The 22100-nt window shown below is 42.9% G+C and carries 17 protein-coding genes; 3 read left to right on the top strand and 14 right to left on the bottom strand.

The annotated features are described in order from the left end of the window. Nucleotides 1-108: 108 nt before the first annotated feature. Both fabF and ACFQ38_RS16480 read right to left on the bottom strand, forming a co-directional pair. Nucleotides 109-1347 (bottom strand): beta-ketoacyl-ACP synthase II, encoded by a 1239-nt coding sequence (gene fabF, locus ACFQ38_RS16475; protein ID WP_336822084.1) that lies wholly within the window; start codon nucleotides 1345-1347, stop codon nucleotides 109-111. A 140-nt stretch (nucleotides 1348-1487) separates the two neighbouring features. Beyond that, nucleotides 1488-2420 carry a beta-ketoacyl-ACP synthase III gene (locus ACFQ38_RS16480; protein WP_336822083.1) on the bottom strand — a complete coding sequence of 311 codons (933 nt, stop codon included), beginning with the start codon at nucleotides 2418-2420 and terminating at the stop codon, nucleotides 1488-1490. A gap of 187 nt (nucleotides 2421-2607) precedes the next feature. On the opposite strand from ACFQ38_RS16480, the gene ACFQ38_RS16485 reads away from it, so the two are divergent. Beyond that, entirely contained in the window at nucleotides 2608-2793 is a 186-nt protein-coding gene (locus ACFQ38_RS16485; RefSeq protein ID WP_336822082.1) for a DUF2929 family protein, read from the top strand. A 249-nt stretch (nucleotides 2794-3042) separates the two neighbouring features. Here the strand turns inward: ACFQ38_RS16485 and ACFQ38_RS16490 are convergent, their stop codons facing one another. From ACFQ38_RS16490 to ACFQ38_RS16505, 4 genes are all read right to left on the bottom strand, one after another. Further along, nucleotides 3043-5190, bottom strand: coding sequence for an ATP-dependent Clp protease ATP-binding subunit (locus tag ACFQ38_RS16490; protein ID WP_381482322.1), 2148 nt, complete (start codon nucleotides 5188-5190; stop codon nucleotides 3043-3045). A 120-nt stretch (nucleotides 5191-5310) separates the two neighbouring features. Beyond that, the gene (rraA, locus tag ACFQ38_RS16495) at nucleotides 5311-5796 is read right to left on the bottom strand and encodes a ribonuclease E activity regulator RraA (RefSeq protein ID WP_336822080.1); all 486 of its coding nucleotides are present in this window, start codon (nucleotides 5794-5796) and stop codon (nucleotides 5311-5313) included. Between the two features lie 292 nt (nucleotides 5797-6088). Further along, on the bottom strand, nucleotides 6089-6397 hold the full coding sequence (locus tag ACFQ38_RS16500) for a metal-sulfur cluster assembly factor (protein WP_381482325.1): 309 nt from the start codon (nucleotides 6395-6397) through the stop codon (nucleotides 6089-6091). 50 nt (nucleotides 6398-6447) lie between these two features. Beyond that, on the bottom strand, nucleotides 6448-7215 hold the full coding sequence (locus tag ACFQ38_RS16505) for a prolyl oligopeptidase family serine peptidase (RefSeq protein WP_381482327.1): 768 nt from the start codon (nucleotides 7213-7215) through the stop codon (nucleotides 6448-6450). Between the two features lie 212 nt (nucleotides 7216-7427). Here ACFQ38_RS16505 and ACFQ38_RS16510 point away from each other — a divergent pair, with 212 nt between their 5' ends. Next, complete coding sequence (locus ACFQ38_RS16510; RefSeq protein WP_336822077.1) at nucleotides 7428-8237, top strand: Cof-type HAD-IIB family hydrolase; 810 nt, start codon at nucleotides 7428-7430, stop codon at nucleotides 8235-8237. Between the two features lie 26 nt (nucleotides 8238-8263). Further along, complete coding sequence (locus ACFQ38_RS16515) at nucleotides 8264-9121, top strand: DegV family protein (protein WP_336822076.1); 858 nt, start codon at nucleotides 8264-8266, stop codon at nucleotides 9119-9121. Nucleotides 9122-9226: 105 nt separating this feature from the next. On the opposite strand, the gene ACFQ38_RS16520 is transcribed toward ACFQ38_RS16515, so the two are convergent. From ACFQ38_RS16520 to addB, 8 genes are all read right to left on the bottom strand, one after another. Further along, complete coding sequence (locus tag ACFQ38_RS16520) at nucleotides 9227-9394, bottom strand: hypothetical protein (RefSeq protein ID WP_381482330.1); 168 nt, start codon at nucleotides 9392-9394, stop codon at nucleotides 9227-9229. A 488-nt stretch (nucleotides 9395-9882) separates the two neighbouring features. Then, complete coding sequence (locus ACFQ38_RS16525; RefSeq protein ID WP_381482332.1) at nucleotides 9883-11340, bottom strand: alpha-amylase family glycosyl hydrolase; 1458 nt, start codon at nucleotides 11338-11340, stop codon at nucleotides 9883-9885. Nucleotides 11341-11530: 190 nt separating this feature from the next. Further along, a complete protein-coding gene (locus tag ACFQ38_RS16530; RefSeq protein WP_336822074.1) occupies nucleotides 11531-11653 on the bottom strand; it encodes a hypothetical protein in 123 nt (40 codons plus the stop codon). A gap of 39 nt (nucleotides 11654-11692) precedes the next feature. After that, on the bottom strand, nucleotides 11693-12067 hold the full coding sequence (locus tag ACFQ38_RS16535; protein WP_336822073.1) for a YisL family protein: 375 nt from the start codon (nucleotides 12065-12067) through the stop codon (nucleotides 11693-11695). Nucleotides 12068-12141: 74 nt separating this feature from the next. Continuing rightward, complete coding sequence (locus ACFQ38_RS16540) at nucleotides 12142-13041, bottom strand: fumarylacetoacetate hydrolase family protein (RefSeq protein WP_381482373.1); 900 nt, start codon at nucleotides 13039-13041, stop codon at nucleotides 12142-12144. A gap of 119 nt (nucleotides 13042-13160) precedes the next feature. Next, nucleotides 13161-14339 (bottom strand): DUF418 domain-containing protein, encoded by a 1179-nt coding sequence (locus ACFQ38_RS16545; RefSeq protein ID WP_336822072.1) that lies wholly within the window; start codon nucleotides 14337-14339, stop codon nucleotides 13161-13163. Next, nucleotides 14336-18055, bottom strand: a complete 3720-nt coding sequence (addA, locus tag ACFQ38_RS16550) for a helicase-exonuclease AddAB subunit AddA (protein WP_381482335.1) — start codon at nucleotides 18053-18055, stop codon at nucleotides 14336-14338. The genes ACFQ38_RS16545 and addA overlap by 4 nt, the downstream gene beginning before the upstream one ends. Further along, nucleotides 18039-21530, bottom strand: a complete 3492-nt coding sequence (addB, locus tag ACFQ38_RS16555; RefSeq protein ID WP_381482337.1) for a helicase-exonuclease AddAB subunit AddB — start codon at nucleotides 21528-21530, stop codon at nucleotides 18039-18041. The genes addA and addB overlap by 17 nt, the downstream gene beginning before the upstream one ends. Nucleotides 21531-22100: the final 570 nt, after the last annotated feature.

Genomic DNA, 22100 nt, shown 5'->3' on the forward strand with positions numbered 1-22100 from the left:
CTGGAACGGAAAGCGACGGTTGTCAGGGGTTCCCCATTTATTCTCCAACCAGAAAGGGACTATCACAGAAAATCAGTTTTCACTGACTTTCTGGACAGCCCCTTTATTTCAATCTATTTTTTTAAAAACAAGTGAAGCGTTGTGTCCGCCAAATCCTAAGGAATTGCTCATCGCATATTTGATATCTGCTTTTCTTGCTTCATTGACTACGTAGTCAAGATCGCATTCCGGATCGGCAGTTTCATAATTCATAGTTGGTGGCAACATGCCTTCCTGCAATGCTTTCACTGTGAAGATTGCTTCCAAGCCGCCAGCTGCACCTAATAAGTGGCCAGTCATCGATTTTGTTGAACTCATTGATAGTTTGTAGGCGTGTTCGCCGAATACTGTTTTGGCTGCAATTGTTTCAAATAAATCATTGTAAGGTGTGCTCGTTCCGTGCGCATTTATATAATCGATTTTGTCAGGTGTTATGCCTGCTTCATCGATTGCTTGCTGCATTGCACGTGCCGCACCTTCCCCTTCAGGAGCAGGTGCAGTAATATGGTGGGCGTCACCCGTAGAACCATAGCCAATCAATTCAGCATAGATTTTCGCACCGCGTTTCTTCGCATGCTCGTATTCTTCAAGAATTAGAATACCTGCACCTTCTCCGATTACAAAACCATCCCGGTCTTTATCGAATGGACGCGAAGCTTTTTTAGGATCAGGATTCAATGACAGAGCAGTATTTGAACAGAAACCAGCAACTGCCATTGTAGTGATCGGTGCTTCCGTGCCTCCTGTAATCATTACATCCGCATCGCCACGTTTAATGACCTCAAATGCGTCGCCGATCGAGTTCGTTCCAGATGCACAAGCTGTCACTGTACAAGAGTTAATGCCTTTTGCCCCGAAATGAATGGATACTTGCCCCGAAGCCATGTCAGGAATCATCATCGGCACGAAGAACGGGCTGACACGTCGATAACCTTTTTCAAGGAATGTTTTAAACTGTTGCTCATGTGTCTCCATTCCACCGATCCCCGAACCGATCCAAACACCAGTGCGCAATGCCGTTTCTTCATCCAACTCCAATTCTGCATCCTTCATAGCCATAATGGAAGCTGCCATTGCATAATGCGTAAACCGGTCCATCTTCCGTGCATCTTTACGAGGTATATATTCCTCAATATTGAAATCCTTTACTTCAGCCGCAACTTTCACAGGAAATTGATCTGCATCTAAGCGCGTTAAAGGACCGATTCCAGATTGTCCATTTAACACTGCTTCCCATGACGCTTCAGCAGAATTTCCGACTGGAGAAACCGCTCCAATCCCTGTTACAACGACACGACGTTTTTCCATCTTGAATACTCCCCTTCTCTTTTGCGATCAAATTATTACCTATTGTATAATATCGATCCGTTCATACGCTAATAAAGTGATACCCCAAACGGCAAGGTACATTCATCAGCTACTTATTCAGTAGTCCTATGAAGAAAAAGTTATCTTCCCCACTTTATACATAGGGCTCCCCAAGTCAATCCTCCGCCGAAGCCTACCAATACGATAATATCATCATCCTTCAATTTACCTTCAGCTAAATCATCGTACAACGAAATCGGTATTGAGGCTGCAGATGTATTACCATATTTATGAACAGTCTTAGACATTTTCTCAATCGGCAATCCTAACCGTTCACGCGATGCTTCCATAATTCGGATATTTGCTTGGTGTGGGATTAAATAATCGACATCTTCTGTCGTCAAGCCCGCTTTCTTTGTTACTGCCACAGCTGATTCGCCCATTTGGCGCACAGCAAATTTAAAAACTTCCCGGCCATTCATTTGAATATGCGAATCTTGATAAAGATGTTTTCCACCGCTGCCATCTGCACCTAACTCAAATGATAGTATGCCGCGTCCCTCGCTCACTTTACCAACAACTGCAGCGCCAGCTCCATCGCCAAATAAAACGGCCGTATTCCGATCTTCCCAATCCATAATTTTAGATAATTTCTCAACACCGACTACTAAAACATTTTCATACGTGCCCGCTTCAATAAAATGCTTCGCTGTAACGACACCGTACATGAATCCAGAACAAGCTGCTGAAATATCCATCGCTGCAGCATTTTTTATCCCTAAGCGGTCTTGTATCATCGCAGAAACCGACGGGAATGGACGATCAGGCGTAACCGTAGCAACGATTATTAAACCAATTGTCTGTGGATCAATCCCAGAATTTTGAATAGCGCTTAAAGCTGCTTCGTACGCCATATCAGACGTATCCGTCTCGCTGTCAGCAATTCTTCTTTCCTCTATGCCTGTTCTTGTTCGGATCCATTCATCCGATGTATCCATCCTTTTTTCCAAATCGCTGTTTGTCACGACATGGGAAGGAACAAATTTACCAATCCCAAGAAGACCTGCATTCATTTTCTCATACCCCGTTCCTTATTATCTATTCCTATTACCTGGTGTTAATTATAAAAGATTATTGAGTATTTTTCAATATGATGACACTAATTTGCCAAAGAAAAAAAGTTTTGCCGATTCTTTTGTTTATTGAATGTACAAGCTATGGTATGATGAATGAGGAAATTGTTAAGTCGAGGTGATATCGATGAAATATATTATAACTTTCTTTTGGTCTTTCATTTTAGTGACGATGTTGAATTATGTAGCTGGTTCAATTGCCAGTATCGAAGTATTTGACTTCACAGGCGGCATCATCGCTTCAATTGTTTTATCAATTCTTGTCTTAATGGTAACTGCGGTTATTGGGAACGAGGAAGTAGCAGATCATTAAGAAATGAAACCGTTCCTTTCACAGAACGGTTTTTTATTTTTCCATCCGATAGGTACTGATCATGCGGGTTCAGACGTGTAATAGATAGATTTTACTGGCGCCAATCGTGTGGGCTCTGGCACCACTTCGTTTTTCTGGCGCGTTGCTCGATTTTACTGGCTCTATTTGAATCAGTTATACTGGCGCTACATCAAAAAGCACATACGAAAAAACACCTGCCACAACGATTGACAGGTGTCTTTCTTCATCTTATACAATTTCCACATCCAACTTTCCATCTATCATCGTCAAAGAAAGCTTCTGTCCTTCCTTCAATTCACCTTTAATCACTTCTTTAGCAACTGCTGTTTCTACATGTCGCTGAATGAACCGTTTCAAAGGCCGTGCGCCGAAATCAGGATCAGTTCCTTCTTTAACAATCCAATCCAGTACAGCATCGCTATAAATCAGCTCTACTTCTTGCTCCTGCAAACGTTTGACTAAGTCTTCCAATAGCTTTTTAGCGATTAATCGGAAGGTGTCTCCCGACAATGAATGGAAGATAATAATGTCATCCATCCGGTTCAACAGCTCCGGTTTGAAATGTCGACGCAGTTCAGCCATGACAAGGTCTTCTGTCGCATGGTCTTCCGAATCGAACTGGCCTTCCAACAAGAAGGCTGAACCGATATTGGAAGTCATGATAACAACTGTATTCGTAAAATGAACTAATCTTCCTTGGCTATCAGTAATTCGTCCATCATCCAAAATTTGAAGCAAAATATTGGAGACATCAGGGTGTGCCTTTTCGATTTCATCTAACAAAACGACTGAATATGGATTGCGCCTTACCGCTTCTGTCAATTGTCCGCCTTCTTCATAGCCGATATATCCCGGAGGTGCACCTACTAAACGGGAAACACTATGTTTTTCCATATACTCGGACATATCAATTCGGATGAAATGATCTTCCGAATCGAAAAGTGTGGCGGCCAATGTTTTTGCGAGCTCTGTTTTACCGACACCTGTTGGCCCTAAAAACAAGAAAGAACCGATCGGTTTATTTGGATCTTTAATGCCTGCGCGAGCACGCCATACCGCCTCTGTTACTAACTGGACTGCATCATCTTGGCCGATAACCCTTTCCTCAAGCGTTTCACGAAGGCGCAGTAGCTTTTCTCGCTCTCCTTCTACCAATTTTGTCACTGGGATTCCTGTCCAGCGCGCCACAATCATAGCAATTTCATCTTCTGTTACTTCTTCTCTCAAAAGTCTTTGCTCTTGGCTGTTTGCAAGTGGCACTTCCAAAGCTTGGAGTTCCTTTTCTAATTCTGGAATTTTGCCATATTGGAGTTCGGCAGCTTTATTTAGATCAAACCGGTTTTGTGCATCCTCCAATTCACGGCGATAACGGTCCAGTTCTTCACGCTTCTCTTGGATTTTTCGCAATGCTTCCTTTTCTTTATTCCACTGCTCTCTCATGTCAGCAGATGAATCTTTCAAATCACGTAATTCTTCACGCAACGCTTCCAAACGGGTTTGGCTTATTGCATCCTTCTCCTTTTGCAATGCTTGTTCCTCAATTTCAAGTTGCATCATTCTGCGAGTGACAGAATCAAGCTCTTGCGGCATAGAATCAATTTCCGTGCGGATCATTGCGCTCGCTTCGTCAATTAAATCAATCGCTTTATCCGGCATGAAACGCTCTGTTAAATAACGGTCTGACAATGTAGCGGCCGCCACGATTGCTCGATCGTGGATTCGGACACCATGATGCAGCTCGAACCGTTCTTTCAGCCCTCGTAAAATGGATATCGTATCCTCTACAGAAGGCTCCCGCACAAATACTTGCTGGAAACGTCTTTCCAATGCTGGATCTTTTTCAATATATAAGCGATATTCATCCAAAGTCGTTGCACCGATGCAATACAATTCTCCTCGCGCAAGCATCGGCTTCAGCATATTGCCCGCATCCATTGCTCCTTCCGTTTTGCCAGCACCGACAATCGTATGGATTTCATCAATGAAAAGTATAATTTCCCCTTCACTATCTTTCACTTGCTTCAGTACGCCCTTCAGACGCTCTTCAAACTCACCACGAAACTTTGCCCCGGCAATTAAAGCACTCATATCCAATTCAAATATTTGCTTGTTTTTCAACCCGTCCGGCACATCGCCTTTTACAATCCGTTGCGCAAGTCCTTCCACGATTGCCGTTTTCCCGACTCCCGGCTCGCCAATTAATACAGGATTATTTTTCGTCTTTCTCGATAAAATCCGCACAACATTACGAATTTCTTCATCCCTGCCGATAACAGGATCCATTTTGCCGCTTTTTACATCTTCTACAAGGTTTCGCCCAAATTGTTCAAGCGGTGTACGTTGGTCTTCTTGCACGCCGTCCATTCTCATCTGCATTCACCTCATTGTTTGACTTTGACTATCTTTGATTAATTAAATTATAAGGAGAAATAGCGTTACTGTACATTTTTTTGCTTGCTCTATTCTCCTACCCGCACGATAATCAATAAAACATATTTATGAATGCAATAACTGGCGATTCGCGACAACGATACCATCTTCATCTGCATAAACATAATGGCCTTCGACCCAATCGATATCCCCGAAAAACAAAGACACGCCTCGCTCTCCCTTGCCTTCCTTATTGCTTTTAAAAGGATTCGTGCCTAACGCCAAAATGCCGATATCCATTTCTGATAAGTCTGCGGAATCTCTAACGCAACCATTAATAATGATTCCTGCCGCTTTACGTTCTGTCGCAATGCTCCCTAACTTGTCCCCCAACATTGCACATCTCATCGACCCTCCACCGTCTACGACTAATACGTCTCCTTCTTTTAAAGATTGAAGTGCTTCTTTTACCAAAACATTGTCCTCAAATGCTCTTACAGTAACGATTGGACCTGAAAAACGTTTTCGTTTTCCGAATGAATGGAATGGTGCTGTGCAAAATGATAATTCCTTGGCATATTCATCACATAAATCTGCAGTTTTAAACTCCATGCTGTATTCCCCTTTCAGTGCGATTTGTTTATCAAAAAAAGCTGAATGACAAACGTCAAACAGCCTTTTCTCCCCATCATATAACTTCTTCATAAATAGAACTTGTTCCATAGAAGCTATGCTTGAAATAAATGCCGCTTAATGGAATATCGCAAAAAAATACGCCACGCATTCTATCGCTTGAATCTTTGTCGCTATGGGACAGAAGAAACAGAACGCGAGTGATTGAAAACGACTTGAGCCGCATTTACTGATAGCAATAATCTATTTTAATCTCACAAGACAAGATGGATTATCGTACGCCTAACGCCATTTTTGCATAGCGGGACATTTTGTCGCGTGACCAAGGCGGATTCCAGACGATATTGACATCTACGTCTTTCACCTCAGGAAGCTCAGATAGTTCTTGCTTAATATTCATGACGATTTGCGGACCCATCGGACATCCCATAGAGGTTAGTGTCATGTCCACCTTTGCAGTGCCTTCATCGTCTAAGTCCACATTGTATACAAGCCCTAAATTGACAATATCGATGCCAAGCTCAGGATCGATCACATTTTCAAGTGCACCCATGATGCTGCCTTTCATATCATCATTCATTGATATTCCCCTTTCCGTCCATTATTATCTTCATCATAGCAAAGTTCTGCCTACTCCTTCAAATAACTTGCCAGCCAATCGGATGCTCGCAGCATTGCAGATCTTGATACTGTATGTCCAGCAGATGGTTCAGAGATAAATTGAAATCGCTCTACATCGTCAGCATAATCCTCTTTTACGGCATTGTAAAAATTGAACGTTGGCTCATAAGGAACGACCGAATCTTGTTCTCCGTGATAGAAAAGGACTGGTCTGTGATTCAACGCTGATCGATGCTTCGTCAAATCAAATATAGACAATGTATCCAATAAAGACTTCCGTTCTTCATCCGTGATCGGCAATTTGAATCCGCGTCGTTCAAATTGCGACATTTGCGCTTTTGCGAGTTCAACGAAGCCTGGTGAACCCATCATGACAGCAGCCGCATCGATCCAAGGATAGACCGTTAAGCAACCTAATGTCGTAATGCCCCCCATCGATGTACCTCCAACTGTAATTTTATTCGTACCTCTGGCAGATAGTTCCTGATGGAGAGTTTTCATTTCCTCAATCGACGTCAATACGATTTCCCAAAATCGGAGGCTCAGTTGGACTTCATCCAAATTTTCATCTCGAACGCCATGGAGATGTGCATCCGGAAGAAGTACTCTCACTCCTTGTTTCGCGATATTATATGCGTAATGTAAATTATGTTCCTTTGCACTTGTAAAACCGTGTAGGAAAATGGCTGTCGGAAGGTTGCTATTTTCAAGATTTTCCTCCACAATATGCAATAATGGAATGTTGCTCCAATTCTCTTCTTTTACAATGACCGTCATGCAAACACCTTCTGTTTCTTTTTTATGAGCGTAACAAAGTTTTATTGAAAAAACAAAGAGAATGGCCGCATGGCGGAATTTTTTGACTTACCCCCTCTTCAAAAGATAAGATAGTATCAATTACATCTTAGTTAGTTGGAGAGGTTTTTTTATTTGAAACGTTATTATTATGCTCTCTTTTAAGAGGGGCAGCTATAGAGGAGGGCATTCATATGAAACCGCATTTAATCGTCCTTGATTTGGATGGAACATTGCTAACCGATGAAAAAGTCATTTCAAAAAAAACTGAACATACATTGAAGAAGGCGAAAGATCATGGGCATCAAGTGATGATTGCAACAGGCAGGCCATACCGAGCTAGTGCCATGTACTACCGTCAATTAGGGCTTGAAACGCCAATCGTCAATTTCAATGGAGCGTTTGTTCATCATCCTACTGATCGTTCTTGGCAAACAATTCATGAAACGATCGCACTTCCTATAGTGTTAGACGTTGTTGAGGCAATGCGCGAGTTTCGACCGCACAACATCGTAGCCGAAGTGATGGATGACGTGTATATGCAATATCACGATGAACAGTTATTGGATATTTTCAATTTCGGGGATCCCGTTATTAGCAAAGGAGATTTAAGGAACTCCTTGAAAGTGGACCCAACGAGTTTGCTCATCCAAGCTGACGCTCAAACAGTCGACCCGATCCGCAAGCACTTGGCAGAAATCCATGCAGAAGCAATCGACCATCGACGCTGGGGGGCTCCTTGGGATGTGATTGAAATTGTTCGACATGGATTAAACAAAGCAGTTGGCATATCCCATGTATCCAAATGGCTTGGTATCCCGAAAGAGCGGATCATCGCTTTCGGAGACGAAGACAACGACCTTGAAATGATTGATTATGCTGGTGTCGGTGTAGCAATGGGCAATGGCATCGACCGGTTGAAATCCATTGCAGATGAAGTAACCTTAACAAATAATGAAGATGGAATCGCAAAAGTGTTGGAAGAGCGTTTGCTTTTAAAATAATATAGAAAAGAATGTGAGGGGTATGTATGAGAATTTTTGCCGATAGTGGCGCAGATTTACCAAAATCATTTTATGACAATAACGATGTAACATTGCTTCCGCTTCGGGTCTTGATTGACGGCAAAGAATATGAAGATGTTGTCGAAATTGATTCCAAAGAAGTATACGCAGCAATCCGCAATGGGAGCCATCCAAAAACTTCTCAAGCTTCACCTGAACTGCTTCATGCTACTTGGAAAGAGTTGGCCGAATCAGGCGATGACGGCATTTACATCGCTTTTTCATCAGAACTGTCTGGAACGTATAACACGGCAGTTATGATGAAAGATCAAGTAAAAGAAGTGAATCCGAATATGAATCTTGTCATCATTGATTCGCGGTGTGCTTCTTTGGGCTATGGTCTATTAGTCGAAGAAGCTGTAAGATTACGTGACGCAGGTGATGACGTTCGGACAATTGAACGGAAAATAAGATATATGGCTGCGCATATGGAGCATCTATTCACAGTTGAGGATCTTGATTACTTAGCTAAAGGTGGACGAGTTTCCAAAGCGAGCGCGTTCATCGGCGGGTTATTAAATATTAAACCGCTGCTACATGTTGAAAACGGTAAATTAGTTCCCATCGAAAAACATCGGGGACGCAAAAAAGTATTAAAAAGATTATTAGATGTAATGGAAGATCGCGGCGTTAATCTGTCCGAGCAAATGATTGGCATAAGCCACGGTGATGATGAAGCAACCGCTCTGGAAATGAAAGCACTCGTAGAGGAAAGATTTCATCCGAAAGCGGTTAATGTTCAAATGATCGGTTCGGCAATCGGTGCCCATGCGGGTCCTGGTACAATTGCCATGTTCTTTTTGAATAAAACGAAGGAATCATAATCGAAGAGGCTGTCCAATAAGTCTATGAAATAGAACAGGTGGGGAAAAACGCTTCGTTTTTCTCCACCTGTTCTCGTATTATTCTCATTTACTATTGAATGTAGCTCACGGATGCCAGCCACTTTCAGTAGATTGTGGTTTGCGAGTCTGTTCTTTGATATATGTACCGTATGGAATCAAAAATTCAAAACGTGGCTCCTTGTCTTCACCGACCGCATACAGATAATTTTTTTCGCTGCCATACTCTACATCCGCAATTACTCGTTTAGGCATTGGTAGAGAGGACTTTTCCAACTTTTACAAGTGAGGGATGAAACAGCGGGTGTCTGTGGGACGTAGGGTGATTGTGTAAAAAAGGATGAATTGGTTTTCCATTCCCATCTGTACATTGTAAGCAGGTTTCAGTTGACCGTTTTTCATGTGATCCTCTTTTATCCGCATGAAGGTGCATCGTTGGTATTATAGGGTTTAAATGAGGGCTTGATGTGTCTGTGTCGCTTGGAAATACTTACTTCCATTTCCTCTATTCCCAATGGCAGTTCTGCTATAATCATTCTTAGTAATCTTCGGATTGCACATAAAAGTCGTCTTTTCTAGAATGGGATTTAGTCACTTCCATTTTACAAGATTGGACGATTTTTTTGTATATTTATAGTTTGATGGAATGAGCAACGTTTCAAGGATACACCGCATTTCATCAACAGAAATAGGGGTGTTACAGAAAGTCAGTTTTTTACCGACTTTCTGAACAGCCCCTTCGTTTATTTTTTCTCTATAGAATTTTCTTGTTTTCTGCGGGCTCGTCCTTTTTTAATGGCAGTGAACAAGAATCCTAAAAAGATAATGTACACTAAGATGGATGCGATCAAGTAAGGCGTATTATATCCTTTATCTTCGTCAGCAATATATACTTCTGCCATTTCTCGGTCTAAAACGATTCGGAAAACATCATCATCTGATTCACGAATTAAATCGCTATCCAATAAACCGCGAAGCTTTTTATTATCGCCAATTTTAGAAACGGGAATTTCGACACTCGCCGTTTTAGTCGTATTGTTGATCGCGATAATCCAAGTCTCATCCTTTGATGAACGTTTATATACTAAAAATCCACCTTTATTATGCAGCATCTCAAAGTCGCCATTGCGCAATGTTTCGGATTGATTGCGTAAAAGATTCAAGTTGCCTATTAACTCTGCAAGTTCCATATCCGTTTTGAAGTTGAAGAACGGGTGGCTTTCTGGTGCTTCCTTTCCGTTTACTGCAATTTCAGTTCCATATGGTACAAGAGGAATGCCAGGCAATGTAAATAATGCAGTCGCAGCGACTTTCCAGCGAGTAGGAGGAAACATTCTCGCCTCTACCATTTCATATGTTAGTCGGGATCCAGCCAAATCATCAAACTGAATGATACCATTTGAATTGCTTTCATCGAAAACATCCATTACGGATGAATCTGGATCAGATGTTGCAAATGTTTGACGGAGCGCATCCATAACCGTTGTATTTGGCGAAGCATCAAAATTGGCTTCGCTTTCTTCGTCCGTCAAAATATACATGTCCGGCTTTACGTTACGGATTGCCGATATCATTGAATTCAGATTTTCATCAGAAAAAGCGTCAATTTTTGTTAGTCGAATTCCATCCAGATCATATGAAGTAGCAAATTCGACAACCGCCTCCGTCAATGCTTCGACAGTTGTACTGTCGCTTACATCCCAATTCACTGTGCCATTTTCAGCAGGCAACGAAGGAATTTTATCCTCTTTTACCCATTCATGATTTGCACTTACTTTGCCTAAAGGAAAGTCCGCAACAAGCTTTAATTTCTTGTTATGCACTTCTTTTAGCAAAGCTTTCAATTCATCTTCCGTTCCGAAATGAGGTTCCAGCTTCGTGTAAGAAAGCGGCTTTCCACCATCATACGTTTCCGTTTCGAAAACTGGGCCAATTGAAATCAGTGTGAAGCCCATATCAATTATATGTTGCAGCCTCGAAGCAATGCCCGCAAAATCTCCGCCATTGAAAGCGAAAGGATCTTGTGCATCTACATCGATATCATTTTTTCCATCTCCATTATTAAAGCGGTCCACCAATAAATCGTAAATGCTCTCATCTTCAATTGTACTTTCGCCTTTTGCGAGCGAAGTCGCAGGCATAACAATTTGGAAAAGCAACAATACGGCGGCGGCTACGCCAATCAGTCTTCTTCCTTTCACAAAAAAAGCCTCCTCAACAAGCTATCTCTTGCCATTTTATCAAACGACAACAGCCCCCGCCATTCTTTGAAATAAAAATATAGTTTCCTACAACGAAATAGGTCGAATTTGTGAAATAAAGAAGAACAAAAGCAAGAAAAAACCGGATCGTCAGTGGGTTTCCACTTTCCATCCGGCCTTTTGTTTACCATCAGTCTGTCCATTCATCTTCTCGCACACGAGATTTTCGGTAAATGAGAAACACTGCAACTGCAAAAACAGCCATCAATGCGATCAAAATACTTAACAAGATTGCTCCTATGCCAATTGCCATTTTCATCATCCTCTCTTTAGACTGACTCAGATGTATTTCTTAGAAAAATTCAAATCCCATCGGTAGTTTAAAACCGAAAAACATTGTTGCAAATAGGAAGACAAAGAATAGGATCCAAAGCACCCCGACGCTTTTGCCTTTTTGAGATCGTACTAATACCATCTCCATCATTCCAATCGTCAACAGACCTAATAGGAATTTAATGCCGTATTCAGCGCCTCTACCATAATCCATGCCTTTTATGAAAAGGAGAATCCCCGAAAATAGAATGAGCACATAAAACAAACGTGCGATCATATGGGTAATTTTTTTTCCTTTCGAACCGTTCGCCATTACAGCTGCAACTAAAAATACGATAATACCGACAACCCATGTAAATATATGGAAATGGGTCGTGTCAGATAAAAAGCCCAAACTGTTCACCTCATCTATTATTGTTTCCTCTACATCCTACCATAGAAATTGGTTCTCTTAATAGAAATATGGTCTTAGACGAAGCGATTGACTAGTGTGCCAATCCCCTCGATCGAAATCTTCACAGTGTCGCCTTTTTTCAAAAAAACAGGAGGATTCATGCCTTTTCCTACACCTGCTGGCGTACCTGTCATAATAACATCGCCAGGCTCCAAAGTAACATATTTTGAGACCTCAGCAATCAATTCATCTATTTTGAAAATCATATCGGAAGTATGGCCATTTTGACGGACTTCATCGTTTACTTTCGTCACGACGGACAACTGATGAGCATCAGGTATTTCATCTTTTGTTACAATGTATGGCCCCATCGGACAAGAACCGTCCAAGCTCTTTCCTAAGAAGAATTGCTTATGAGCGTATTGGACATCCCGAGCGGTTACATCATTAGCGATCGTATAGCCAAATACGTGATCATAAGAAAGTTGCTTCGGAATTTTGCTTCCTTTTTTACCGATAACGACTGCAAGCTCTCCTTCATAATCAAGATTTTCTGTCACCTCAGAATGTATCGGCAGCTCCTGCCCATCCGCAGCAATCGCAGTTGGCGATTTCGTAAAAATCATCAATTTTTCAGGTGGTGCATCTGACCCCATCTCCGCCGCATGGTCCGCATAATTCTTTCCAACACAAAGGATGTTTTTCGGCGTTCTCGGGATTGGCGCAAGCCATTCGATATCTTTGAACGCATACTTGAATTGTTCAGGATTTTCACTTGCCCTCGCCTGTTCCGCCAATTTCCGCACCTTTTCAACAAACTCCATTCCCGATGCGATTCCTTCAACGATTGTAGATGGAAAATCCTTCTCTCCAAATGTTTCGGCAATTAATAGTACGTCCCAAACTGCTTCTTCTTTCTTCACTTTAGGGCCGAAACGTGTTTTTCCTTTGTACTTGAACGACAAAAGTTTCATTGACAAGCTCATCCTTCCTCATTTGTATGTGCTTACTTCGGTTGTCACACTCTACTGCTAACAATGAAAATAGCAGACTGAAAGCTTTGCTTCGTCTCTTCATTCTACAAAACTGTCTCTTATCCTTCTTTTTTCATAACGTTTTTCCCATACGTTCCTTTTCTCCAAATCCATTCGAATGGTCCCATCTTGAATTTCATGAGCCACAATTCAGCGAAAATGACTTGCAGAACAAAAATGCCTATAGCAATCATCATGCCAGTTTCCAAATCTACTTTTCCGTAAAGACCAAAACCGTAGCCATAGAAAATGATCGTAGCAACGATTGACTGGGTCAAATACGTTGTCAATGACATTCTTCCAGCTTTTGCGACCGGTCGGAAAACTGTCCGGAAAAAAGTCAGCTGGCAAAGCAATATAATCATTCCCCCATAGCCGATCGCCAATATTGGTCCACCGATGAGCTGTTGCAATAATTGATTGGATTGTGTCGTATCCGTCATATAAGGGATATATTTAATGAAGAAACCTGCGATTAAAGCAATAACCGTCACGATTGAAATCCTTGCTTTCCATTCTCCAGCTCGTTCAAATAATTTCGCTTTCGAAAACCAAGCCCCAATCATAATGAGTGGCAAAATCATAAAGACACCCATGACCGCACTCGTTAAACCAAACATTAACCATTCGAACGTCCGGAAGATGAGTGCCTCACCGTATGTTCCGTGTGCATAAGCCGAAATGGCCAATTCAATTTGCTGTATATCAACATAGCCATCCATCAATTCCCCTGGACTCACCTTTTCAATGAGCAAAACCCCTACAATGAGGAGGGCCGTTGGAATTAAATAAATGATGAAAGCGATTGGCAACAGCCATTTTTTGGGTATGCGAATGGCAGCAATCATGATGAAACCCATCACAGCATACGTAAACAAAATATCGCCAGACCATACGAAAATCGCATGGATGAGACCAAATCCCATTAATATCGCAAGTCGCTTTGCCATAATTGGTGCAAACGGCTTTCCATTCCGTTTTGCTTTTTCATATTGCATATTCAGTCCATAGCCGAACAGCATCGCGAAAATCGGATAAAAACTTGCTTCCACAAATACATTGATCCATTTATACAATTCAACATCGCTCGGTATCGTAAACCAAGAATGCGGATCAATATAAAAATAAGGTGTATGGAAGGTAAGCATATTCGCGATGAAGATGCCAAGGAGTGCAAAGCCCCTCAGCATATCCAACGACTCAATACGCTCCTTCGTTGTTGTCGGTAATAAAGTCAAATCGATTCCTCCTGAACATGCACAGTCTTTTCTCCGTCAAACAAATAGAGCACCATCTCTTTAATGTGGATTCGGGTAATTGCCTCTATCGCCTTCTTATAAAGGCTCATTTGAACGCCGTACCTTCGTTGCATCTCCTGCTGCAATTCGTCTTCCGACTTGAAACGCCCCCGTATATGGTCTGTTTTATAATCAAGCAATACCCATCCATCTTTCTCCTTGAACAGACAATCAGCGATCCCTTGCAAAATTTGATGATCACCGTTATCTCCATCATACGCATACGTAAACGGCGCCTCTCTAAGCACATGTTCTGATTTCTGCAGTCTAGAGAAGATCGGCGTATGGAAAAATTGCACAATCGAATTTGACCTTACCGCATTCGCTTCCTCAGCAGTGAGCAGCTGCCGTATTTCAAGGTCAGAAACAAAAGACTCCACTTCCCGAACATTCGGTATATGCTTCAAATCAATATGTTGCATAACCGTATGCATCGCCGTCCCAATCTCTGCAGCTGATAATGTACGTTGCTGCATGAATGCCGGACGATCATGCAAATAAGGCGAACTCACTTCATCATCTTTCGTTGTGAACCAATCGTCGAAATCAGGTTCATCATTCAATAAAGAAAGCCGCTTTAATTCGCTAACGGTTTGCTTCGATCGTTTCGCCACGGAAGCCATATGTGGATAAACGAAATCAAACCGCTTTTTCACTTCAGCCGCCCATTGCTCGTCAACAGGTTCATTCAACAAATCATCTACGGATGAATGTACTTCCTGCTCCGCATCCTCAACTATATTTGTATCTGCCATGAAATGCGTAATAGGATAAGCCGCTAATGACCATGTCGAAGGATCATCGATTACTTTGCCGCCGTCCATCATGCCGAACTTCATGAAATCCCTATGCCGTGCAACTGCTGGACCGATCCAGTCCAAATAGCCGTTCGCTTTGGAGCGTGTATACTCTGGCAGCATTTCATCCGGCTCTAACAGCTGGGCATCTTGCCATTTGCCGATCGTCTTCTCAATGTCCTTAACAGTCGCAACCAACTCAAGATGCTCTTTTGCCCTCGTCATTGCAACGTACAAAATTCGCATTTCTTCTGAACGCATTTCCAATTCCTTTTTCTCTTTCATTGCTAAAAAAGGAAGGGATGTGTAGGTGACCCGCAATTCCGGATCGATCGCTTTCACTGCTAAACCGAAATGCTGGTCAAATAAATACGGTTCATTAAAATCCATCTTATTGAACTGTCTGCCGGCTCCCGCAATGAAAACGTAAGGGAACTCCAAACCTTTCGATGAATGGATCGTCATCATACGAACGACATCTTCTGTTTCACTGACAAATCTCGCTGCCCCTAAATCATCGCCGCGCTTTTGCATCCGATCGATGAAACGCAAAAACCGGAACAGCCCCCGGAAAGACGTCTTCTCATAGTCAATCGCCCGATCATGCAACGCACGCAAATTCGCTTGTCGCTGCTTGCCATTCGGCATCGCACCTACCATTTCATAATAATGCGTATCCGTGTACACTTGCCAAATTAAGTCAGCCAACGATCCTCTTCTTGATAAATTGCGCCAGTCTTCAAACATGATGAAAAACCTTTGCAACTTCCTTTGCGTTTCGGGAGCTACGCCCGATCCTCCCTTTGCCATGAACGCTTTTAACGCTTCGTAAAAGGATTTGTTTTTATCGGCTAAACGGATTTGCGCCAACTCATTTTCCGTCATACCGACAAACGGCGCGCGCAAGACGGAGGCAAGCGGAATATCTTGGTAAGGATTATCGATAACACGCAAAGTGTTCAACATAATCATTACTTCAATAGCTTCAAAATAGCCTTTGGATACTTCTGCATAAATCGGAATGCCCGCTAACTTAAACTCTTCGGCAATCTCCCCAGACCATGTCATCGAGCGCATTAAAATGACGATGTCCCTATATTCCAAAGGCCTTTTACGTTCAGTAAATGCATCCGTCACCTCTGCGCCAGAAGCCATCCATTCCTTAATTTTACGAATCATATATCTTGCTTCCGCTTGTGAGCTTTTCAAACTTTGCCCTGTTAATTCATCCGCTTCTTCGACGAACTCTTCCTCATCAGGCTCATACAACAATGTCAGCCCGGCAGCAACTTCTTTTTCAGGATAACGCGCACCGTATTTCAAAGCCGCCGCTTCATCATAATCAATTTCTCCGACCCGCTCGCCCATTACTTGAGAAAAAACGAAATTCGTCGCATCCAACACTTCTTTACGGCTTCGGAAATTTGCATTCAAGTCGATTTTCAGACCGTTTGAACCTTCTGTTGTAAAACGATTGTATTTCCCTAAAAACAATCCCGGTTCTGCTAATCGGAAACGATAGATCGATTGCTTTACATCCCCTACCATGAACAAATTCCCGTCAGCTTCTCCGCCCCGTTTCACCAATTGAATAATTGCTTCCTGCAGCAAATTCGTATCTTGGTATTCATCGACAAGCACTTCCGCAAAACGATTCAAATAATCGAGTGCAACGTCTGACGGCAATAGCTTCCCATCCTGCTCTTTAGATAATATTCGAAGGGCGAAATGCTCCAAATCGGAAAAATCGATGAGCCCACGATCGGTTTTCACTTGCTCATACCGCTTACCAAAATCGATCACTAATTCAATTAACGTTTCCATTGCAGGGGCCATCAATCGAATTTCATCCAATAAACGTTTCGGCGTTCTCGTGAAATACGATTCTTTCAATGCATTTACAAGCTTCTTCACCGTATCACGCAAATTTTTAGCACGTTTCGCCAAATCTTCATCACAGCTGTTTTTCCGGATTGTTCCCGCTTTTACCCACGTTAATGAATGAAAGAAGGTGTATGTCTCTTCCCATGTACCTTCCATAATCCGGCGGCGCGCTTCATTTAACCAAAGCAAGTCGGCTTCCGCAGTTGCAATTAAAGGCTCTGGACCTTCCGGCATCATTGCGATTCTCTGCATATCCTTTGACAATGCAATTGCTTCTTCCAAAGAATGGCGAATGGCTGTCTTCAACGGACCGATAAATGCCAAATCTTCTATTTCGGCATCTTCAGCAATGTTATACTCTTCCGGAATCATCCTCAGCCATTTTTCAGGTGATGGATGAACTCTTGAATAATCGTATAGCCGGTCGATGAGGGTTTCGATCGACTGGTCATTTCGATCTGATGTGAAGCTGTCCGCAAGTCTGTACATCGCCTCTGGATCTGGTGCGTCATATGCCTCTTCTAACACTTCACCGATGACATCATCACGCAGCAAAGCGGCCTCCGTCGTATCCGCGATGCGGAAGCCCGGATCGATATCGATCAAATAAGCGTATTGCCTAACGACGTTTAAACAGAAAGAATGAAGCGTAGAAATTTGTGCTTTATTCAATAAGCTCAATTGCCTTCTCAAATGGACCGATTCCGGATTGGTCGCAATCGCCTCTTCCAAAGCTTCCGCCATTCTATGGCGCATTTCGGCAGCCGCAGCATTTGTAAACGTAACGACTAACAGCTCGTCGACGTCAATTGGATTTTTTTCATTCAACACTTTCTCAATCATCCGGGTGATCAACACTTTCGTCTTGCCCGACCCGGCTGCTGCAGAAACAAGGATGTCCTTTCCGCTCGCCCAAATCGCTTTCCACTGCGCGTCCGTAAACGTCACGTCTGCGGGCTTAATCGGAATGTCCATCATCCAACACATCCTTCCTCATTTTTGCAAGTGACTCTTCCGGATTTAACGATTCATATTGTCTGTACGTTTGCGCCGGGTCCGACGGGTCGAACTGGCAAACGGAACGATACGAACAGAACTCGCATGGCATCCGGTCTTTCAATTTATATGGAAGCACGCGGGCATCTCCTGCAAGCATCCCATCTCCCGCCTGCCGATGGCGATGTCTTACAAACTTCCGAACGACTTGCAAATCGTCCGTAGACAATACTTTAGACGCTTTAGTAAATGATCCGTCCGTCTTCAACGCAGCAGGCACGATTGTGGAAGTTTTGCCGATATTTGCGTCCATACCCATAACTACGTCTTGATTGTCCAACAAATAACCACGCATTTTATATGATTTCAACAGTTCTTTTTCAATTAATTCCTCAGTCAGTTCCATTTCAGTGCGGATCATCGGATTATGGATATGCAAATAAAGAACACCAGCAGGATCTGCCTTAAAGCCGATCCATTGCTCCGCATTTTCAACAGCTACATCCAAATAAGTGAGCATTTGCAACGAAATTCCGTAATAAACATCCGACAAATCCAATGCCTTCGCAGAAGATTTATAATCGACAATTCGCACATACTTTTTGCCATCGATTTCCGTAGCATCCACTCTATCAATTCTGCCGCTTAAACGCATTTCCTTCCCACGGCGCAGCGGGATATCCAATGAAGGCAAAGGCTCATTAGGTCCAAATGACGCTTCAATTGCAACCGGCTTGAATACACTTGAAGTCGCTTGATTGCTTATAGCAAAAATGGTCCGCTGCAAAATGTGCGTCAATTTTCGTCGAATATAATGATAGCGGCTCGTTGATAGTAGTATCCGATTGAAAAAAGCAGGCGCAATCTGTTCCATTGCATCTTTTGCCAAACCAAAGCATTCCGCTTTCGTCAGTTGCGTCCAAGATTTTCCCGTTCGGATCACTTCATCCGAAATCCATTTCAATGCCGCGTGGAACAAATCACCAATAGAAGGTGCCTCTAACGTATATTCCTGTCTTTCCCGCAAGCCTAACCCATACGTCGCGTAATGCTGGAAAGGACAGCTATAATACGACTCTACCCTTGAAACGCTCGACACGAATGACGAACCATACAAGCCTTCCGTCAGATTGGGCATCAGCCGCTCAGTTTTATTCCGCTCCATTATAGGCTTCGTTATGTACTGCAACACAGAAGACCATAACGGGTCCTCTTCATAGTAAGAGTGAACCGCTCTCCACTCGGCAGGTAGTGCACCGCCCTGCTCCGCTTCTCTCAGCTTCATTGACAAATAAGGCAATGCCGTCCGAGGATGTATAATGTACTCTGATTCCGCTCGGTTATCCGGTAATTCGGATGGATCCGACACAACCATTTCCAGCTCAATACCTAACAGCAACTGTTGGACTCGAGGGATATAAAATGATGGTAATAACGATTTCCCTTCCTCATCTGCGATCGGATAGGAAATGTACAATTCTTCCCGAGAAGCAGTAAATGCCCGATACGCCATATACGCCTCGTCCATAAGTTTCATTTTGGCAGATGGTGCCAATTCCAATCCACTTTTGTTGAACCATTCCCGATCAGCATCAGATAAAATTCCTTCCGGCTCAATACGCTGCGGCAACACACCGTCATTCACTCCGATCACAAAACTGACGTCAATTTCCATGAAGCTGGCCAATTCAATTGTCGTCACCGTCACTTGATCTACCGCAGGGGGAATGCGCGTAAATTCCAGCGTATCGAATCCTTCATCCAATATTCGGGCGGCATCTATTGGATCGATTTCCTGATCGCCAAACATGAGCACAAACTGATCCAATACATGAATATAATTATCCCAAGCTTGATCGTGTTCAGTAGCACTTAACAGTTGTCCTCTTTGCTCCTCCGCAGTCCGCAAATCTACAATTTTATCGAAGATTGATAAAGATTCCATAAATAAAAACAGTGCTTCTGCAACTTCACGGCCCCGCTTCGCCCGTTTCAGCCGCCCGTCAAATTCCGCAAGCGGAACACGGATGACATCGCGAATTCGATGCAGCTCTTCCTGAAATGCCAACTCTTCGTCCGTCTGCACTTGCGTGAACTTCTCAAGCCCACGGTACTTCTTCACACGCCATCTCGTATCATCGAACCAACGATTGCCATATATTCCGTTCGCCAATACGTAGTTCTCCAACTGATCTGCTCGCTCTCGCCAAATGAGCCGATCCTCACCATGCGGGAAAAACAGATCCGTCTTCACAGCACGGAATATCGCTTCGTATGACCAGCCACCTGTGACAGCCTCCAGTACCGAACGAGAAAATTCAATAAGCGGGTGATGAAGCATAGGCTTTTTCCTGCTAATGAACACCGGAATATCATACTGTCCGAAAATCGTCTCAATGAGCTCATCATATTTGTCGGGCTGACGATAAAGAATGGCGATTTCTTTAAACCGTTTCCCAGACATAACTAATTCACGGATTTTGCGCGCAACCGCATGCACTTCTGCCCTACGGTCTGTCGCTTCAATTAAACGGACTGCCCCTTCATACTTTCGAGGTTGCGCAGGGTAATTTTCAATTTCCCGCTCGAAATGACGAAGCTCTTCATTACGAAAACGCAGCGTTTCATTGAAATGAATCCTTTCTTCCACTTCAACGGACTCCAAGCGCGCAATTTCCTGCAAACGCATCGACGTGCGTACCGGGTTGAAAAACAACTCATGATCCGCATGCCCCGACAAATCGGATTCCATCGGCAAAACAACCGTCAATCGTTTACAATGCTTCATCAGTTCCGTAATAATCTCGTACTCTCTCGCTGTAAAACTTTCAAAACCATCTATATATACGTCGGCTTCTGCAATAAGTTCCGAATATTTTATTTGAGAAGCCAACAAAGCCAAATGCCCTTCGGAATCAACATATGACGTACCTAACCGCTCTTCAATTTTCCTTTGCAATAAAGAAAGGTCACTCACCTTATCTTGCAAAGTGCGCGGTGCTCCCGCCTCTTCCAAATCTGATTGCAAGCCAATCAAAGAAGCTTCATCTAAACAGTATCGGCTAAACTCCTTCATCAAGTCACCGATTTTCTCTGTAAATCCTCTTTTATTGGCAGCTTGTTTGAACAGCTTTAAATCATCGCGGTTTTCTTCCAGCACGCTTCTCACAAGCATCCGATAACCGAATCCATCCACCTCTTTACGAGTAATGCCCCCTGTCTCCTGCAACACCCGCCATGCAAGTCGTTTAAACGTCGACACCTGTGCCCGGATTAACCCATTCAATCCAAAATTCACGGACAAGCTATGCTCCATTGAAAACGACATTTGATCTGGAACGATCAAAACGACTGGAGGCCCTAATGGATCATGTTGTAAATTCTCTGCAATTTCCTGTTCAATAAACGTCGTCTTGCCAGTACCCGACCGGCCTGTAACAAACCGTAAAGACACTGTACTCACTCCTTCCAAGCATGCCCTATCGCATGAAAATGTACACCGTTCCTGCAGTCTATAAAATCGGCTCCATGGAACCGTTCCCTCGAATACAATCTACCGAACGTTACAATTGCATTTCTTCTGCAATTTATTCGTAAGCTTTTTTGCTAAATCAAGTAAAAAAATCCCTATCTTCCTTTCTTTCATTGTACCGAAAGATGAAGAAGACAGAAACCTTTTCACTGTATCCAATATCTACTTGTCTAATCTTCTATACGATAATAAACCTACAACCCAAGTATAAGTAGGTCCGAAAAACGCATAATTCCCAATACAGGCGCATAAATCCCGTTACTGCACGCATAAAATATTTAGCATACTCATAAACAATCATAGATACGCATAAACAAACGCGAACAACGCACAACTTCTGTTACAAGCGCATAATTGCCTCAAACAAAATATGAAAAGCATTTAATTTGTCAAAAGCATTCAGCGCGAAGCCCTATTCTAATAAAATTCCCGACAGCCCGCGTCCATTTCGACAAAACCGGTCCAGCCGAATACTTAACCGATCGATCCCCC

Origin of the sequence: Sporosarcina contaminans, assembly GCF_042679045.1 — a bacterium.
GTDB lineage: Bacteria > Bacillota > Bacilli > Bacillales_A > Planococcaceae > Sporosarcina > Sporosarcina contaminans.

Bases quoted from the DNA above. Each gene is read 5' to 3' on its own strand.
- ACFQ38_RS16505 (WP_381482327.1), bottom strand. From the start codon at position 7,215: ATGACGGTCATTGTAAAAGAAGAGAATTGGAGCAACATTCCATTATTG.
- ACFQ38_RS16490 (WP_381482322.1), bottom strand. From the start codon at position 5,190: ATGCAGATGAGAATGGACGGCGTGCAAGAAGACCAACGTACACCGCTT.
- ACFQ38_RS16480 (WP_336822083.1), bottom strand. From the start codon at position 2,420: ATGAATGCAGGTCTTCTTGGGATTGGTAAATTTGTTCCTTCCCATGTC.
- ACFQ38_RS16510 (WP_336822077.1), top strand. From the start codon at position 7,428: ATGAAACCGCATTTAATCGTCCTTGATTTGGATGGAACATTGCTAACC.
- ACFQ38_RS16515 (WP_336822076.1), top strand. From the start codon at position 8,264: ATGAGAATTTTTGCCGATAGTGGCGCAGATTTACCAAAATCATTTTAT.
- ACFQ38_RS16540 (WP_381482373.1), bottom strand. From the start codon at position 13,041: ATGAAACTTTTGTCGTTCAAGTACAAAGGAAAAACACGTTTCGGCCCT.
- ACFQ38_RS16485 (WP_336822082.1), top strand. From the start codon at position 2,608: ATGAAATATATTATAACTTTCTTTTGGTCTTTCATTTTAGTGACGATG.
- ACFQ38_RS16520 (WP_381482330.1), bottom strand. From the start codon at position 9,394: ATGCCTAAACGAGTAATTGCGGATGTAGAGTATGGCAGCGAAAAAAAT.
- rraA (WP_336822080.1), bottom strand. From the start codon at position 5,796: ATGGAGTTTAAAACTGCAGATTTATGTGATGAATATGCCAAGGAATTA.
- fabF (WP_336822084.1), bottom strand. From the start codon at position 1,347: ATGGAAAAACGTCGTGTCGTTGTAACAGGGATTGGAGCGGTTTCTCCA.
- ACFQ38_RS16530 (WP_336822074.1), bottom strand. From the start codon at position 11,653: ATGGCAATTGGCATAGGAGCAATCTTGTTAAGTATTTTGATCGCATTG.
- ACFQ38_RS16500 (WP_381482325.1), bottom strand. From the start codon at position 6,397: ATGAATGATGATATGAAAGGCAGCATCATGGGTGCACTTGAAAATGTG.
- addA (WP_381482335.1), bottom strand. From the start codon at position 18,055: ATGGACATTCCGATTAAGCCCGCAGACGTGACGTTTACGGACGCGCAG.